Annotated in this window: 15 protein-coding genes; 10 read left to right on the top strand and 5 right to left on the bottom strand. The window is 67.3% G+C overall.

All coding sequences use genetic code 11. The annotated features are described in order from the left end of the window. Positions 1-211: hypothetical protein (locus ACILQR_RS11135; protein WP_395651488.1), on the bottom strand; the 211-nt coding region annotated here is incomplete at its 3' end. 208 nt (positions 212-419) lie between these two features. On the opposite strand from ACILQR_RS11135, the gene ACILQR_RS11130 reads away from it, so the two are divergent. Further along, positions 420-632, top strand: a complete 213-nt coding sequence (locus tag ACILQR_RS11130; RefSeq protein WP_395651487.1) for a hypothetical protein — start codon at positions 420-422, stop codon at positions 630-632. Positions 633-692: 60 nt separating this feature from the next. After that, positions 693-1,208 carry a pyridoxamine 5'-phosphate oxidase family protein gene (locus ACILQR_RS11125; protein ID WP_395651486.1) on the top strand — a complete coding sequence of 172 codons (516 nt, stop codon included), beginning with the start codon at positions 693-695 and terminating at the stop codon, positions 1,206-1,208. Between the two features lie 54 nt (positions 1,209-1,262). On the opposite strand, the gene ACILQR_RS11120 is transcribed toward ACILQR_RS11125, so the two are convergent. After that, complete coding sequence (locus tag ACILQR_RS11120; protein ID WP_395651485.1) at positions 1,263-2,873, bottom strand: serine hydrolase; 1,611 nt, start codon at positions 2,871-2,873, stop codon at positions 1,263-1,265. 138 nt (positions 2,874-3,011) lie between these two features. Here ACILQR_RS11120 and pelA point away from each other — a divergent pair, with 138 nt between their 5' ends. Next, entirely contained in the window at positions 3,012-4,088 is a 1,077-nt protein-coding gene (pelA, locus tag ACILQR_RS11115; protein ID WP_395651484.1) for a pectate lyase, read from the top strand. A 42-nt stretch (positions 4,089-4,130) separates the two neighbouring features. Beyond that, positions 4,131-5,264, top strand: coding sequence for a tRNA epoxyqueuosine(34) reductase QueG (gene queG, locus ACILQR_RS11110; RefSeq protein WP_395651483.1), 1,134 nt, complete (start codon positions 4,131-4,133; stop codon positions 5,262-5,264). Position 5,265: 1 nt separating this feature from the next. On the opposite strand, the gene ACILQR_RS11105 is transcribed toward queG, so the two are convergent. After that, positions 5,266-7,401 (bottom strand): M13 family metallopeptidase, encoded by a 2,136-nt coding sequence (locus ACILQR_RS11105; protein ID WP_395651482.1) that lies wholly within the window; start codon positions 7,399-7,401, stop codon positions 5,266-5,268. A 305-nt stretch (positions 7,402-7,706) separates the two neighbouring features. Between ACILQR_RS11105 and ACILQR_RS11100 the strand changes: the two genes are divergently transcribed. After that, on the top strand, positions 7,707-9,536 hold the full coding sequence (locus ACILQR_RS11100; protein WP_395651481.1) for a cation:proton antiporter: 1,830 nt from the start codon (positions 7,707-7,709) through the stop codon (positions 9,534-9,536). Between the two features lie 289 nt (positions 9,537-9,825). After that, a complete protein-coding gene (locus tag ACILQR_RS11095; RefSeq protein WP_395651480.1) occupies positions 9,826-10,482 on the top strand; it encodes a TetR/AcrR family transcriptional regulator in 657 nt (218 codons plus the stop codon). Between the two features lie 66 nt (positions 10,483-10,548). Here the strand turns inward: ACILQR_RS11095 and ACILQR_RS11090 are convergent, their stop codons facing one another. Then, positions 10,549-11,670 (bottom strand): Rieske 2Fe-2S domain-containing protein, encoded by a 1,122-nt coding sequence (locus ACILQR_RS11090; protein WP_395651479.1) that lies wholly within the window; start codon positions 11,668-11,670, stop codon positions 10,549-10,551. Positions 11,671-11,752: 82 nt separating this feature from the next. Here ACILQR_RS11090 and ACILQR_RS11085 point away from each other — a divergent pair, with 82 nt between their 5' ends. Genes ACILQR_RS11085 through ACILQR_RS11070 form a run of 4 tightly spaced genes read left to right on the top strand, consistent with a single transcriptional unit; the run spans position 11,753 to position 14,185 of the window. Next, positions 11,753-11,998 carry a type II toxin-antitoxin system ParD family antitoxin gene (locus ACILQR_RS11085; RefSeq protein ID WP_395651478.1) on the top strand — a complete coding sequence of 82 codons (246 nt, stop codon included), beginning with the start codon at positions 11,753-11,755 and terminating at the stop codon, positions 11,996-11,998. Then, complete coding sequence (locus ACILQR_RS11080) at positions 11,913-12,308, top strand: type II toxin-antitoxin system RelE/ParE family toxin (RefSeq protein WP_395651477.1); 396 nt, start codon at positions 11,913-11,915, stop codon at positions 12,306-12,308. Before ACILQR_RS11085 ends, ACILQR_RS11080 begins: the two co-directional genes overlap by 86 nt. Continuing rightward, a complete protein-coding gene (locus ACILQR_RS11075) occupies positions 12,305-13,054 on the top strand; it encodes a DUF72 domain-containing protein (protein WP_395651476.1) in 750 nt (249 codons plus the stop codon). The genes ACILQR_RS11080 and ACILQR_RS11075 overlap by 4 nt, the downstream gene beginning before the upstream one ends. A gap of 60 nt (positions 13,055-13,114) precedes the next feature. Beyond that, on the top strand, positions 13,115-14,185 hold the full coding sequence (locus tag ACILQR_RS11070) for an NAD(P)-dependent alcohol dehydrogenase (protein ID WP_395651475.1): 1,071 nt from the start codon (positions 13,115-13,117) through the stop codon (positions 14,183-14,185). 33 nt (positions 14,186-14,218) lie between these two features. Here the strand turns inward: ACILQR_RS11070 and ACILQR_RS11065 are convergent. Next, positions 14,219-14,552: glutathione S-transferase C-terminal domain-containing protein (locus ACILQR_RS11065; RefSeq protein ID WP_395651474.1), on the bottom strand; the 334-nt coding region annotated here is incomplete at its 5' end.

Below are 14,552 nucleotides of genomic sequence, written 5' to 3'. Positions count from 1 at the left end.
GTCGACGCGAGCGCCCGCGCCGATCGATGGCCTCGGCGGCGTGCGGGCGACGGGGCAACGGCGTGTAGGATTCCTCGTCCTCGCCGTCGTCCATGATCATGGTGTTGAGCCACTCGCCCAGCGTCATGCCGGAGCGACGGGCGAGGTCCTTGGCGACTTCACGCGCCTTGGGGTCGATGCCCTTTACGCTCCACGGCGCAGCTGCGCTCACTGATTCGCTCCTCGACCCATACGCGGCACGCTAATCGTCGATATCCGGGGTGTAAACGCATGGTTAACCCCAAGATATAGAGGTCTGGGTATCTTCCTGTGGACAGCCCCGCGCCTGGGCCGTTTCTCGGGCCGGCATGGTTAATGGGCCGTAAAGATTAACGACCCGGCAAGGATTTCGGCTTGCGGCCCGCAGGATGCGCCGCCACATGCGCGCCGTGCCCCTGATCCCTACCCTGATCCTGCTCGCCGCCACCTTGGGGCTGATGGTCTTCGCCGGCTGGCGCGGGGCCCAGCCGCCCGACGTGGTGCGCGGACCCCGGATGGCACCCTGGCGGTTCCTGATGCTGCTGTCGGGCGCCGTCGCCTTTCTGCTGGTGATCCATCTGGGGGCACTGGCCGGGTTCGGCCCGCCGGCCTGATCGGGAACCTCAGCGTTTCCAGCCGGTTCTCCTTGCCGACCCCACGCACAGGAGCATGACATGGCCGACGACCTGACCCCCGCCGAGGCGGAAAAGGAATTCTGGAAGAGCCTGAAGGAATCCAACACCGGGATGCTGGGCCTCGACCAGCCCGGCTATCACAGCCAGCCGATGACCGGCTATGCCGAGCCCGAGACCGGCACCATCTGGTTCTTCACCCGCGACGACACCGACTTCGCCCGCGACGTGGCGGCCGGAGGGGTCGGCGGCGGCGGCCAGTCGGGCATGTTCACCTATCAGGCCAGGGACCAGAAGGTTCAGGCCTGCATCCACGGCGAGCTCTCGATCGACAACGACCGTGAGCGGATCAAGAAATACTGGAACCCGGTCGTCGCCGCCTGGTACCCCGACGGCAAGGACGACGCCCACCTGACCCTGATCCGTTTCGACGGCGAAGACGGCCGCGTCTGGGTCTCCGACAAGGGTGCAGTGGGCTTTGCCTACCAGGTGCTCAAGGCCAACCTGACCAAGACCATCCCCGACGCCGGCGGCGTCTCGGACGTCAACCTGAACTAGGCCTGTTCGGCCAGCTGAAGCCGCCGCGTCCCGGACGCGGCGGCTTTCGCGCGACTAGACCTTGGTCAACCTCAAATCTTGGTAGTCGTATGAGAAATCGGCGTCGGGGCTGAGCGCCTTCATCGTCGCGCTGCGCCCATCTGCGGCGAAGGTGATGAGCAAATCCTCCTCGCGCTTGTCCGGGAACCGCGTCCGCATCGTCTCGCCCTCATACGGCTCCAGCGGGCCCTTGAGCGCCGGGGTCCGGCTGAACGACAGCCATAGCCCCTGACCCCGCGTCTCGATGACGATGTCGCCGTACCAGGGATCGCGCCAGGTCCCGGCATAGGCCGCCAGGGGCTGCGACGGCGGCGCGCCCGCCTGTTGCTTCGCATCGATCCCGGCGGCTGCGGCAACGGCCCTGGCCGTGGCATCCGCCGCCAGCTTCTGGGAGTCCGCGATCCAGTCAAAGCCCGCCTTGCCCATCACGATGTCGGCAATACCGCTGCGCAGCGCTCGCAGCAGGAAGCTCTCCTCCGCATTGGAAAAGATCGAGAACCCGACGTTCCGGCCCGGCAGCAGCACGGTCGCCGAGATCCCGCCCGGCGACCCGCCGCCGTGGCTGATCAACCGCTCGCCGCGATAGTCCTGGACCTGGAACCCCATGGCATAGGTCGAGGCGATGGCGCGGCCGGGCAGTTCGGCCGTCGGTCCAGGCGAGGAGCCGACGATGATGTTGGGCCGCCACATCTCGCGCGCCGTCGCCTCCGAGAACAGCCGCGATCCATCGGGCAGGGCCCCCATGGCCAGGCGCACCTTGATCCATTTGGCCCAGTCGACCGGATTGGTGCAGAAGCCGCCCGCCGCCGCCGCCGAATCCCAGTTCCAGACCTCGGCGATCGAGTCCGCGATCTGCACCATCGGCCCATGGGTCCGCAGCGGCGGCCCGACCCGCGCGTGCGGCAAGGCCGACTTCGCCGGATCGGCCATCGTGGTCATCGGCACGGTCTCGGTCATGCCGACACGGTCGAGGATGCGGGTCTGGACGAAGTCCTCCCACGTCATGCCGGAGACCTTTTCGATCACCGCCCCGGCGACCACGAACATCAGGTTGCAGTAGTGGTAGTTTGCCCGGAACCCGTCCTCGATCGGCACGAAGGCCGCCTGGCGCAGCACCTCCTCGCGGGTCCGGTCCGAGTTGGGCCAGAACAGCAGGTCACCGGCACCGAGTCCGAAGCCTGCGCGGTGGCTCAGCGTATCGCGCACGGTGATCCGCTCGCCGATCACCGGATCGGACAGGGTAAAGCCCGGCAGATAGGTCCGCACCGGCTCGTCCCACTTTACCTTCCCCTCGTCGACCAGGATGGCCAGGGCGGCGGCGGTGACGTTCTTGGTGTTCGACGCGATGGCGAACAATGTGTGCTCATCGACCCGACCCGGTGCGTCCATCCGGCGCACGCCATACCCTTTGGCCAGAAGGGTCTGGCCGTCCTTGACCAGGGCGATCGACAGGGCCGGCTGATCCGGGAAGGCCTCCATGGCCTGTCGGACGAAGGCATCCACCGCTCCGGCGAGGGCCTCACCGTCCGCAGGTGCAGACTGGCTCCACGCCAGCCGGGGCGCGGCGACCGCACCGAGACCGGCGACCGACGACAGGGCCTGACGACGCGAGAGAGACAGGGACATCGAGACGCTCCGTGGACTGTGAACGAAGGCTAGCGGGGCCGCTCGCACCGCGCCAGAGGGCGGGACGGCTTTGCAGATGTCTACCGGTGTCATATAGGTTGCGAAACCGCCTCCAGAGCGGACCACCCGGGAGCCTTCATGTCCATCCGCACCGCCTGGATCGCCGCCGCCGTCGCCCTGTCGCTCGGGGCCTGCGCCACCGCCCCCGTCCGCGCCGAGACCCCGCCGGTCACCTGGGGCACGGGCATCGTCAAGCAGGATGCATCCTGGTACGCCTCGGCCGACGCACGCCGGATCGCCGATACCGTCATCCTGTATCAGTCGGCCGAGGGAGGCTGGCCCAAGAACACCGACCTGATGGTCGCCCCGACCGGGCCGCTGGATCCCAACCTGGCCAACACCTTCGACAACAACGGCACCACCCTGCCGCTGACCTTCCTGGCCAGGGTCATCGCGGCCGGAGGCGAGACCCCGGCCCGACGCGCGGCCTTCGACAAGGGACTGGATTACGTCCTGGCCGCCCAGTACGCCAACGGCGGCTGGCCCCAGTTCTTCCCTCTGCGCCAGGGCTACTACACCCACATCACCTACAACGACGACGCCCAGGTCCGGCTGCTGACGCTGGTCGACGAGATCGCGGCGGGCAAAGCCCCCTACGGCTTCGTCGATGCGACGCGAAAGGCCCGCGCGGCCGACGCCGTCGCACGGGGGGTGGACGTGATCCTGAAGACCCAGGTCGTCCAGAACGGCAGGCTGACGGTCTGGTGCGCCCAGCATGACGAAGTGACCCTGGCCCCCGCCTGGGCTCGCCGGTTCGAGCCGCCGTCCCTGTCGGGCTATGAGAGCGTCGGCATCACCCGTTTCCTGATGTCGCGGCCCGACCCCTCGCCCGAGATCATTGCCGCCGTCGAGGGCGCGGTCGCCTGGTTCAAGGCCAACGGCATCCCCGACATCGCCGTCGAACGCTTCACCGACGCTGAGGGCAACCCCGACCGTCGCGTCATCCCCGCCCCCGGCCAGACCCTGTGGGCGCGGTTCTACGATCTTGAGACCAACCGCCCGATCTTCATGGGCCGGGAGTCGATCGCCAAGGCTTCCCTGGCCGAAATCGAGCGCGAGCGCCGCGCCGGCTACAACTATTTCGACGGTGCCCCCGCCAACCTGATCGCCCGCGACTACCCGGCCTGGCGGGCGCGGATCGGCCGACCGCTGTAGCGGCCACTGGACAGGATGGCGCTGGCGACGCACATCGCCTGAATGGCCGCCGACCTTCGCGATGTCATCCGCGCAGCTGCGCAGGATCTCGGCTTTTCCGCCTGCCGCTTCGCCTCGGCCGCGGAGCCCTGGAGCGCCGGCGAGCGACTGGCCCATTTCGTCGAGGCCGGTCGGCACGGCGACATGGGCTGGATGGAGACGACGCTCGAGCGCCGCGCCCACCCCACGGCGATGTGGACCGATGCGCGCACCGCCATTGTGCTGGGCGTCAACTACGGCCCCGACCACGACCCCCTGCCCGAGATGGCCGATGCCTCGGCAGGCTATGTTTCGGTCTATGCGCGCGGCGACGACTATCACGAACTGATCAAGGGCCGGCTGAAACAGCTGGCCGGCCAGGTCGCCGCCCGCACCGGGGCCGAAGTGAAGGTCTTCGTCGACACCGCCCCCCTGATGGAAAAGCCCCTGGCCCAGCGGGCCGGCCTCGGCTGGCAGGGCAAGCACACCAATCTGCTCAGCCGCGAGCACGGCAACTGGCTGTTCCTCGGCGTCATCCTGTCGGCCGCCGAGATCGAGCCGGACGCGGCCGAGGGCGAACACTGCGGATCCTGCAACGCCTGCCTCGATGCCTGCCCCACCAAGGCCTTTCCGGCCCCGTTCCAGCTCGATGCGCGGCGCTGCCTGTCCTATCTGACCATCGAGTTCGCCGGGCCCTGGCCGGTGGAATTCCGCACGGCGACGGGAACGCGCATCTACGGCTGTGACGACTGTCTGGCCGTCTGCCCCTGGAACAAGTTCGCCTCGGCCTCCAGCGAGGCCCGGCTGATGGCGCGCGACAGCCTGGTCAGCCCCCGCCTGTCGGACCTCGCCGCGCTCGACGACACCGCCTTCCGCGCCCTGTTCTCGAAGAGCCCGATCAAGCGGATCGGCCGCGACCGCTTCATCCGCAACGTACTGTACGCCATCGCCAACAGCGAAAACGGCGACCTGATCCAGGCCGCCGTTTACTTGCTCGATGACCCCTCGCCGCTGGTGCGGGGGGCCGCTGTCTGGGCCGTCGGGCGGCTGGTCGAGCCCGGCCGTTTCGCCCTGCTGAGGAACGAACGGCGCGACACCGAGACCGACCCCGACGTGATCGGGGAATGGGGGAGGTTTGCACCCTCCCCCGCTCTCTGACCTACCAGATGCGAACGCGTTCTTCCGGCGGCAGGTAGTATTTCGTGCCCGGCTGGACGTTGAACGCCTCGTACCAGGCGTCGTGGTTCCGCACAGGGCCGATGACGCGGAACATGGCCGGCGAATGCGGGTCCGTGGCGACCTGCTGTTTCGCGGCTTCGTCGCGCATCTTGGACTGCCAGACCTGGGCCCAGCCGTAGAAGAAGCGCTGGTCGCCGGTCGTGCCGTCCAGCACGGGGGCCGGCTGGCCGTTCAGCGACAGGTGATAGGCCTCAAGACCCACCGCCACGCCCGAGGCGTCGCCGATGTTCTCGCCCATCGTCAGCCCACCCTGGACCTTGTAGCCCGGCAGGGGCTCATAGGTGTCGTACTGGGCGCCCAGACGCGTGGTCAGTGACTGGAAGTTCGTCTTGTCGGCGTCGGTCCACCAGTTGCGCAGCACGCCGTCGCCGTCGGACTTGGAGCCCTGGTCGTCGAAGCCGTGGCCGATCTCGTGGCCGATGACGCCGCCGATGCCGCCGTAATTGACGGCCGGGTCCGCGTCCGGATCGAAGAACGGCGGCTGCAGGATCGCGGCTGGGAAGACGATCTCGTTGTTCGCGCTGTTGTAATAGGCGTTCACGGTCTGGGGCGTCATGCCCCACTCCTGCTTGTTGACCGGATCGTTCAGGCGGTTGCGCTGGTAATCCCACTGGAATTGACCGGCGCGCTGGGCATTCCCGAACAGGTCATCGGCGCGAACCTGAAGCGCCGAATAATCTCGCCACTTGTCGGGATAGCCGATCTTGACCGTGAACTTGCGCAGCTTCTCCTGGGCCGCCGCCTTGGTCTCCGTGCCCATCCAGGTCAGGCCCTCGATGCGGTGCGACAGGGCGGTGCGCAGGTTGGCGACCAGGGTCTCCATCTTGGCCTTGGACTCGGCCGGGAAATATTCGGCGACGTACAGACGACCCGCCGCCTCGCCCAGCATCCCCTCCGCGAACGAGATCGAGCGCTTTTCACGGCTGCGCTGCTCGGGCTGACCCGACAGGTCGCGCGAACGGAACTCCCACTGGGCGTCCGAGAACCGCTTTGACAGCAGGGGCGCCGCGCCGTCGGCCGTCTGGAACGCCTGCCAGGCCTGCAACAGCGCGACCGGCGTCTCGGCATAGATGGCCGCGATCTTGGGCACCGCAGTGTTCTGGGCCACGATCAGGCGGGGCGTGTCCCCCAGTTGCGCGGCGTCGAAATAGGCCTGCCAGTCAAAGCCCGGGGCCTCGGAGACCAGCTGGGCGATGGTGTATTCGTTGTAGGTCTTGTCGCGGTTGCGGTTCTCGATCGGGGTCCAGTGGGCCTCGGCGATCCGGGTCTCGAGCGCCACGATGGCGGCGGCGTTCTCGGCGGGCTTGTCCCAGCCGATCATGGTCAGCATGCGCTCGACATAGGCCTGATACTTGACCTTCTTGTCGGCATAGAGCGGTGACAGATAGTAGTCGCGGTTGGGCAGGCCGATGCCGCCCTGGCCCGCGGCGACGACGTAGCGGTTCGGGGCCTTGGCGTCGATCGTGATGCCGGTGCGGAAGAAGGACGAGCCCAGCTTGCCGATGGTGTTGCCCATATAGGCGGCCATCTTCTCATGGCTGTCGGCGGCACGGATGGCGGTCAGATAGGGCTGCAGCGGCTGGGCATCCAGTTGCTCGACCCGGGCCTCGTTGGCGTACGAGCGATAGGCGTCGGCGATCTTGGCCTCGTCCGAACCCGGCGTCAGGTCGGTGCGCGCGGCCAGGCCCGTGACCAGTTCCTTCATCCGGTTGTCCGACAGTTCGCGCAGCAGGGCAAACGAACCATAGGACGTGCGGTCCGACGGGATCTGCAGCGACTGCAGCGCCGCGCCGTTGGCGTACTCCATGAAGCTGTCGCCCGGGTTCACCGAGGTGTCGCGACCGGCCAGGTCGAAGCCCCAGGTGCCGTATTTCGGTGCCGTGGTGCCCTGGTAGCCCGAGGCGGGGGCCGAGGTCTGGAACAGCGAGACGATCGTGCAGGCCTCGTCGACGCATTCGTGGTCGTCGGATTGAGCGGAGAAGTCCTGCGCCATGGCGGGAAGGGCCGCGGGCAGCAGCAATGCGCCGATCGCGGCACCGAGAAGCAATGTCTTCATTGGGGGAAATCCTGGAACGCGAGAAAAGGGGGTCAGACCTCGGCGTGGACGCCGTTCGGCGGGGAACCTACGCCTCAGGACCGGCCCGTCGCCTTAAAAAAGATTCATGAATCTTCGGCGACGGTTCTGCGGCCGGACCAACGTTCAATGCCGAATATGCCGGTGAAGACCGATCGCGCCCATTCGCCGCGCTGCGCATTCCCTTGGCCACGCCGGTGCGGCTATAGTGGCCCCGAACCCCATCTCGCCACCGTTCGCCCCCACGGGCGCAATCTCGCGCGTCGGGCGACCTGACGGGAGAGCGAATGGCGATCGGGCACGGCGGCGGCGGCGAGTACAAGGATCTGGTCGTCTTCCTGGCGGCGGCGGGCGTCGTGGTGCCCCTGTTCAGCCGGTTGAAGATCAGCCCCGTGCTCGGGTTCCTCGCCGCCGGCGTCCTGCTGGGCCCGCACGGTCTGGGCAGTCTGGCCGAAAACGCGCCCTGGCTGTCCTGGTTTACGATCTCCGACCCGACCCAGATCGCCCAGCTGAGCGAACTTGGCGTGGCCTTTCTGCTGTTCATGATCGGGCTGGAGCTGTCGTGGGAACGGCTGAAGTCCATGCGTCGCCTCGTCTTCGGCCTGGGGCTGATGCAGGTCGTGATCTGTTCGGTGGTGCTCGGGGCCGGTTTCGCCCTGCTGGGCCAGTCGCTGGCAGGGGCGGCCGTGCTGGGCATGGGCCTGGCCCTGTCCTCGACGGCGGTCGTCATGCCCGTGATGGCCGAGCGAGGGCGACTGAAGGGGGCGGTGGGCCGATCCACATTCGCCGTCCTGCTGGCCCAGGATCTGGCCGTGGCGCCGATCCTGATCACCGTCTCCCTGCTGGTCGCGGCCGCCGCGCCCGGCGGTCTGCTGGAACCCCAGTTGATCGGCCGCACCCTGTTTGCTCTGGCCCCGGCGGCCATCGGCCTGGCCCTTGTGGTCGTCATCGGCCGACTGGTGCTCAGGCCCCTGTTCCGGTCAGTGGCGCGCAGCCGCAAGCGCACCAACTCGGGTCAGGAACTGTTCGTCGCCCTGTGCCTGTTGATCGTGGTCGGTGCCGGCGTCGCGGCCCAGGCGGCGGGCCTGTCCATGAGCATCGGCGCGCTGATCGCCGGGGTCATGATCGCCGAGACCGAGTACCGCCGCGAGGTCGAGATCAATATCGAACCGTTCAAGGGCCTGTTGCTGGGCGTCTTCTTCGTCGGGGTCGGCATCGGCCTGGATGTCCGGGCGGTGGCCGCCGATCCGCTCTTCATCTTCGGTCTCGCCGCCCTGATCACCGCGGTCAAGGCGGGGCTGATCTTCGGTCTGGCCCGGCTGTGGGGCATCGGTGCCCGCACCGCCATCGAGACCGCCCTGGTCCTGGGCCCGGCAGGGGAGTTCGCCTTCGTCATCCTGGCCACCGGCATGGCCGAGGGCGTCGCCCCGCCCGCCTTCACCCAGGGCGTCATGCTGTCGGCGACCATCAGCATGTTCACCGTGCCGCTGATGGCCGCCCTCGGCCAGCGACTGTCCCGCCGGCCGGAGACCTCGACCGGACTTGCGGAGGACACCCCACCTCCGGTGGTTCGCGACGGCGCGGTGATGATCGTGGGCTATGGCCGGGTCGGGCGGCTGGTCGGCGACATGCTGGCCGAGCACAATGTCCCCTTCATCGCACTCGACACCGATCCCGCCGCCGTCACCGCGGCGCGCAAGGCGGGGGTCGACATCTACTACGGCGACGCAGGCCGCGCGGAGATGCTGGAACTGTGCGGGATCGGCACCGCCCGCGCCCTCGTCGTCACCATGGACGCCCCCGGAAAGGTGGACGAGGTCGTCATCGCCGCCCGCGCCCTGCGCTCGGAAATGACCCTGATCGCGCGCGCCCGCGACGACCGCCACGCCGCCCGTCTGTATGGCCTGGGGGTTACCGACGCGGTTCCGGAGACGACCGAGGCCAGTCTGCAACTGGCTGAAAACACCCTGGTCGACATCGGGGTGCCCATGGGGCTGGTGCTGGCCTCCATCCATGAAAAGCGCGACCAGTTTCGCGCGGTGTTCCAGGCCGCGACGCCCGCCGATCGCCGGAACCGTCCGACCCGGGCCCTGCGCGGATCGACCCCGGGCAGCTGATTCAGGCCTGGCGGCGCGACGGAATGGACGGCGTGCCGCGTTGCAAACCCCTGTAACCGACGCTGACGTCACAGGGGTCGGTGACCCTGTGTCACATCAACCGCTCATTCATGAATGGACCCCATTTTCGTCATCGTTTCGTGATGAACCCCACCTCCCCCCAGCAGCAGCCGGACAATTCGGGTCGGCTCCTGCCCTGTTCTTCGCCGAGACGGCGACCTCGAAATCGTCTCACGTTCGTTCTTCCACCGGTCGCTGTCAGCCGGTCCAGAGTCAGAGTCCCCCCCTCATGTCCCAATCCCTCGCGACTGCCCTTCACGCCGACGACGCCGAGGCCGCGCCGCGCCTCAACCGCCGCCAGGCCGCCAAGGTCCGGACGCGCCAGAAGGTTCTCGACGCCGCCCGCAACCTGTTCGCAGAGCGCGGTTATGAGCCCGCCACCATCCGCGACATCGCCAAGGGTGCCGGCATGTCGACCGGCGCCGTCTTCGCCAATTTCCAGGACAAGGCCGAACTGTTCGAGGCCGTCCTGACCGAGGACATGACCCGTCTGGCCGACACGGTGAAGACCGGTGCCGGTGAAGGTTCGGCCCAGGCCCGCCTGAACGCCGCTTTGGCCGCCGGCTATCACGGCTCACTGGATCAACTGCCCCTGTTCCAGGCCATCGTCGCCCGTTCCTGGTTCCAGCCCCTGGCCGCCGAGACCCGCGCCCGCGCTGTGACCAAACAGCTGCTGGTCGTGATCACCGACATCCTGCGCGACGGCGTGTCGAAGGGCGAGCTGAGCCAGGACGCCGATGTGCCGCTGCTGACCGAACTGGTCTGGGACGCGTATCTGTCCAACTACCGCCGCGCCGCTTACGACGGCTGGAGCGCTGCCCAGCTGACCGACCACGTCGCCAAACAGGTCGCGGTCATCCTGGCCGGTGCGCTGACCCGGAAGTAGGCCCCGGCCCTGACATCAAAGGGGCTGCCGACCGGCAGCCCCTTTTTCGTGCGCGGCACAGACCGGTCAGCTCTTCCACCTTAGTACCGCCGGTTCGACCGGATTCTGGAACGCCCGTCCCTCGGCGCGGCTTCGGATCCATTCGCGCTTGAGCTGCTGGTACCATTTCGCCTGTCGGTCGGCGTCATCGATCCAGATCAGGGCCGGGTCGTAGCGCAGGCCCTCGTTCTGCAGGTTCACCATCCCGCCGTCCTGTTTCAGGAAGGCCCGCACCCCCATCCGCAGGAAGGGCTTGGCGACGCCGAAGACCCAGTGGTCGGACCAGAAGATCTGGGTGATCCGCGTCTTCGTCTCCGTCACGGGCGTCAGGCAGGTCAGGGCGAGGACCTGTTTCTCCCCCACCTGGATATGCTCCCAGCGATAGCCGGGCAGGCGGAAGGTGATCTCCGTCGCCGGCGCCCCGCCCAGGATTCGATAGGCCCTGCTGTTCGACGACGGCGCGTGTCGCACCATCGCAAAACCCTCGGGGCGCGGCTCGAAGGCCTTGGCCTTCTCGTGCATCGACCGCGTCGACCGCCACCACCACTGCTGATGCACATAGGGACCATGGGCGGGGTCCATCAGGCCGACGACGGCGTGGTCGATATGGCTGTCGAAATCCATCCACTCGACCAGTTTCGCCTCGCCCCCAACGACCCCGGGAAAGACGGGCGGCGCGTGATCCGGCGCGGCGTCCGAACGCGGGTCCGAGCGCATCCAGACGAACACCATCCCCTGGCTCTCGACCACCAGATAGGACCGCACCCGGATGCGCCCCGCCTCATAGGCCTGATCCTCGACCAGCGACGGAATGGCCGCGCAGACGCCGTCCGGTCGGAACCGCCACCCGTGATAGCAACACTCGACCGTCTCGCCCTCGCCCGGATGCTCGACCAGCTGCCCGGCCGAAAGGGGCGCGGCCCGATGGGGACAGATGTCGCGCATCCCATAGACGCCCCCCGCCCGGGTCCGGCCGATCAGCACCGGCTCGCCCATCAGCTCATGCCGCTTCAGCGAGCCCGGCGTCACATCGCGCGACAGGGCCACGAAATACCAGGCGTCCAGCACGTAGCCCTTGCCGAACGCACTGGGCGGGGCCTTGGCCTCGGGGGCGGTCGTCAGGACGGATGCGGAGTCGGCGGCGGGCATGTCACCATCCTACCGTCCGGATCAAGGCGCGTCATCAAGCGCAGAGTTTGACAAACCTTGCCATCCGGCAGAGCATCACCCCATGGCCACGATGAACATCTCCCTCCCCGATCAGATGAAGGCCTGGGTCGAGGCCCAGTCGGCCGACGGTCGCTACTCGAACTCCAGCGACTATGTCCGCGACCTGATCCGCAGGGAGCAGGTTCGCGCCGAGAAGATCGCCAATATGCAGCGACTGGTCGATGAAGGCCGTGCGAGCGGCGTGTCCGACCATTCTCCGCGACAGATCATCGACGACATCCGCGCCGAACTTCGCCAACACGCCTGAGGTGGGAATCCTTCGGATCAGTCTGGCAGCCAGGCAGGACTTGTCGACGATCTATCGGCACGGCGTGGAAGCATTCGGGCAACGACAGGCCGACCGCTACATCGACGGTCTTCTCGACACTCTCGATCTGCTAGCTGATTTTCCCGAGATGGCCCGGGTCCGAGACTCGCTGAACCCTCCCGCCCGCGTCCACGGACATCTTCGGCACGTCATCGTCTATGATTTGCTGGCAGACGAGATCGTATTGATCGTTCGGATTCGTCATGCCCTGGAAGACTGGCAAGGCTTGTCAGGAGACATGAACCAATGACCCACCCTATCCACATCGGCATCGGCGGCTGGACCTTCGAGCCGTGGCGCGGGGTCTTCTATCCCGACGGGCTGACGCAAAAGCGCGAACTCGAGTTCGCCTCGCGGGCCCTGACCTCGATCGAGATCAACGGCACCTACTATTCGACCTTCAAGCCCGACAGCTGGATGAAGTGGCGCGACGAGACGCCCGAGAGTTTCAAATTCTCGGTCAAGGCCAGCCGCTTCTGCACCAACCGCAAAATCCTGTCCGAAGGCGGCGAGAGCTTCGCCAAATTTCTCGATCAGGGCCTGACCCTGCTGGGCGACAAGCTGGGGCCGATCAACTGGCAGTTCATGGGGACCAAGAAGTTCGACCCCGTGGATTTCGAAGGCTTTCTCAAACTGTTGCCGCCCGAGAAGGACGGCGTGCAGTTGCGGCATGCGCTCGAGGTCCGCAATCCCAGCTTCGACACCGAACAGTTCCGCGACCTGGCCCGCAAATACGGCGCGGCCATCGTCTATGCCGTCGATGACGAGGCTCCCGAGTGGCCCCGGATCGATGCCGACACCGCCGACTTTACCTATGCCCGGCTGATGTCGAGCCGCGAGGACGAGCCGACCGGCATGACCTCGGACGAACTGGACGCCGTGGCGGCCCAGACTCGGGGCTGGGCCGAGCGCGGACCGGTCTTCGCCTATTTCATCTCGGGGGCCAAGGTCCGGAACCCGGCGGCGGCCCAGGCGCTGATCAAAAAGCTGGCCTGAACCGTTGCGGTTCGCATCTGTCGCCTACATCTGAGGCGCTGCCATCCCGGAGCCTTTCCCATGCCCATCGCCACCCGCGCCTTTGCCGCGACGACCTCGACCGCGCCCCTCACCCCCTTCGCCTTCGACCGTCGCGATCCGGGCCCGGACGATGTGGCCATCGACATCAAGTTCGCCGGCATCTGTCACTCCGACCTGCACATCGTGAAGAACGACCTGGGCAACACCGTCTACCCGATCGTGCCGGGCCACGAGATCGCGGGCCTGGTCACCGCCGTCGGGGCCAATGTGACGAAGTTCAAGGTCGGCGACCGGGTCGGGGTCGGCTGCATGGTCGACAGCTGCCGCACCTGCGCCTCCTGCGTCGAGGGCGAGGAGCAGTACTGCATCCCCGGCTTCACCGGCACCTATGGCAACCCGGACAAGCACAGCGCCGAATCCGGCCAGCCGATCACCCAGGGCGGCTATTCGGACAAGATCGTCGTCGATCAGGCCTTCGTGCTGAACATCCCCGACTCGATCGCGCTGGACGTCGCCGCGCCCCTGCTGTGCGCCGGCATCACCACCTATTCGCCGCTGAAGCACTGGAACATCAAGCCGGGGTCGAAGGTCGCCGTCGTCGGACTGGGCGGACTGGGCCATATGGCGGTCAAGCAGGCGGCTGCGATGGGGGCCGAAGTCACCGTCCTGTCGACCTCGGACCGCAAGAAGGCCGACGCGGAACGGATGGGCGCCAAACATTTCCTGATCAACTCCGACAAGGCTGCGATGAAGGCGGCGGCCGAGAAATTCGACCTCATCATCAACACCGTCTCCGCGACCCATGAGATCGCAGGTCACCTTCAACTGCTGGCCCATGACGGCACCATGGTCATGCTGGGCCTGACGACAGAGGCCATGCCCGTCTTCGCCATGCCCCTGCTGTGGCGTCGCCGCAGCGTCGCCGGCTCCCTGATCGGCGGCATCCGCGAAACGCAGGAGATGCTCGACTTCTGTGCCGAGCACGGCATCGCCTCGGACATCGAGGTCATCGCGCCGGACCAGATCAACGAGGCCTATGCCCGGCTCGAGAAATCCGACGTCCGCTACCGCTTCGTCATCGATATCGAAAAGTTCGACCAGGCCGCCTGATCCGGAGACGCGCCGGGGCCCCGGTCCCGGCGTCTATTCCGCGTCCGGCTGGACGTCCGGGCGGGCCGCGGCGAAGGCCGGCAGGGCCGCACAGGCGGCGTCGATCGCCTCCAGACGCGGCCAGCGCAACTCGACCCCGAACCGTCGCGCATTGCCCATCTGAGGGATCAGGCAGACATCGGCCAGGGTGGGACTGTCCCCGAACGCGAATGGCCCCGGCCGGTCCTCGACCAGTCGCTCCAGCGCGTCGAAGCCGTTGGAAATGACTGTCCGCGCCCAGTCCTGCGTCTGATCCGGCGTCTGGCCCAGCCCTGCCAGGGCCTTCAGCACCCGCAGGTTCTGAAGCGGATGGATGTCGCAGGCGATG

Origin of the sequence: Brevundimonas sp. (assembly GCF_044239655.1) — a bacterium.
Taxonomy (GTDB): Bacteria; Pseudomonadota; Alphaproteobacteria; order Caulobacterales; family Caulobacteraceae; genus Brevundimonas.
This window is presented reverse-complemented; position numbering and strand designations above follow the sequence as displayed.

Coding starts and splice junctions, on each gene's coding strand:
- ACILQR_RS11125 (WP_395651486.1), top strand. CDS start 693: ATGGCCGACGACCTGACCCCCGCCGAGGCGGAAAAGGAATTCTGGAAG.
- ACILQR_RS11075 (WP_395651476.1), top strand. CDS start 12,305: ATGACCCACCCTATCCACATCGGCATCGGCGGCTGGACCTTCGAGCCG.
- ACILQR_RS11070 (WP_395651475.1), top strand. CDS start 13,115: ATGCCCATCGCCACCCGCGCCTTTGCCGCGACGACCTCGACCGCGCCC.
- ACILQR_RS11085 (WP_395651478.1), top strand. CDS start 11,753: ATGGCCACGATGAACATCTCCCTCCCCGATCAGATGAAGGCCTGGGTC.
- ACILQR_RS11120 (WP_395651485.1), bottom strand. CDS start 2,873: ATGTCCCTGTCTCTCTCGCGTCGTCAGGCCCTGTCGTCGGTCGCCGGT.
- ACILQR_RS11095 (WP_395651480.1), top strand. CDS start 9,826: ATGTCCCAATCCCTCGCGACTGCCCTTCACGCCGACGACGCCGAGGCC.
- ACILQR_RS11080 (WP_395651477.1), top strand. CDS start 11,913: ATGAAGGCCGTGCGAGCGGCGTGTCCGACCATTCTCCGCGACAGATCA.
- ACILQR_RS11105 (WP_395651482.1), bottom strand. CDS start 7,401: ATGAAGACATTGCTTCTCGGTGCCGCGATCGGCGCATTGCTGCTGCCC.
- queG (WP_395651483.1), top strand. CDS start 4,131: ATGGCCGCCGACCTTCGCGATGTCATCCGCGCAGCTGCGCAGGATCTC.
- ACILQR_RS11130 (WP_395651487.1), top strand. CDS start 420: ATGCGCGCCGTGCCCCTGATCCCTACCCTGATCCTGCTCGCCGCCACC.
- pelA (WP_395651484.1), top strand. CDS start 3,012: ATGTCCATCCGCACCGCCTGGATCGCCGCCGCCGTCGCCCTGTCGCTC.
- ACILQR_RS11100 (WP_395651481.1), top strand. CDS start 7,707: ATGGCGATCGGGCACGGCGGCGGCGGCGAGTACAAGGATCTGGTCGTC.
- ACILQR_RS11090 (WP_395651479.1), bottom strand. CDS start 11,670: ATGCCCGCCGCCGACTCCGCATCCGTCCTGACGACCGCCCCCGAGGCC.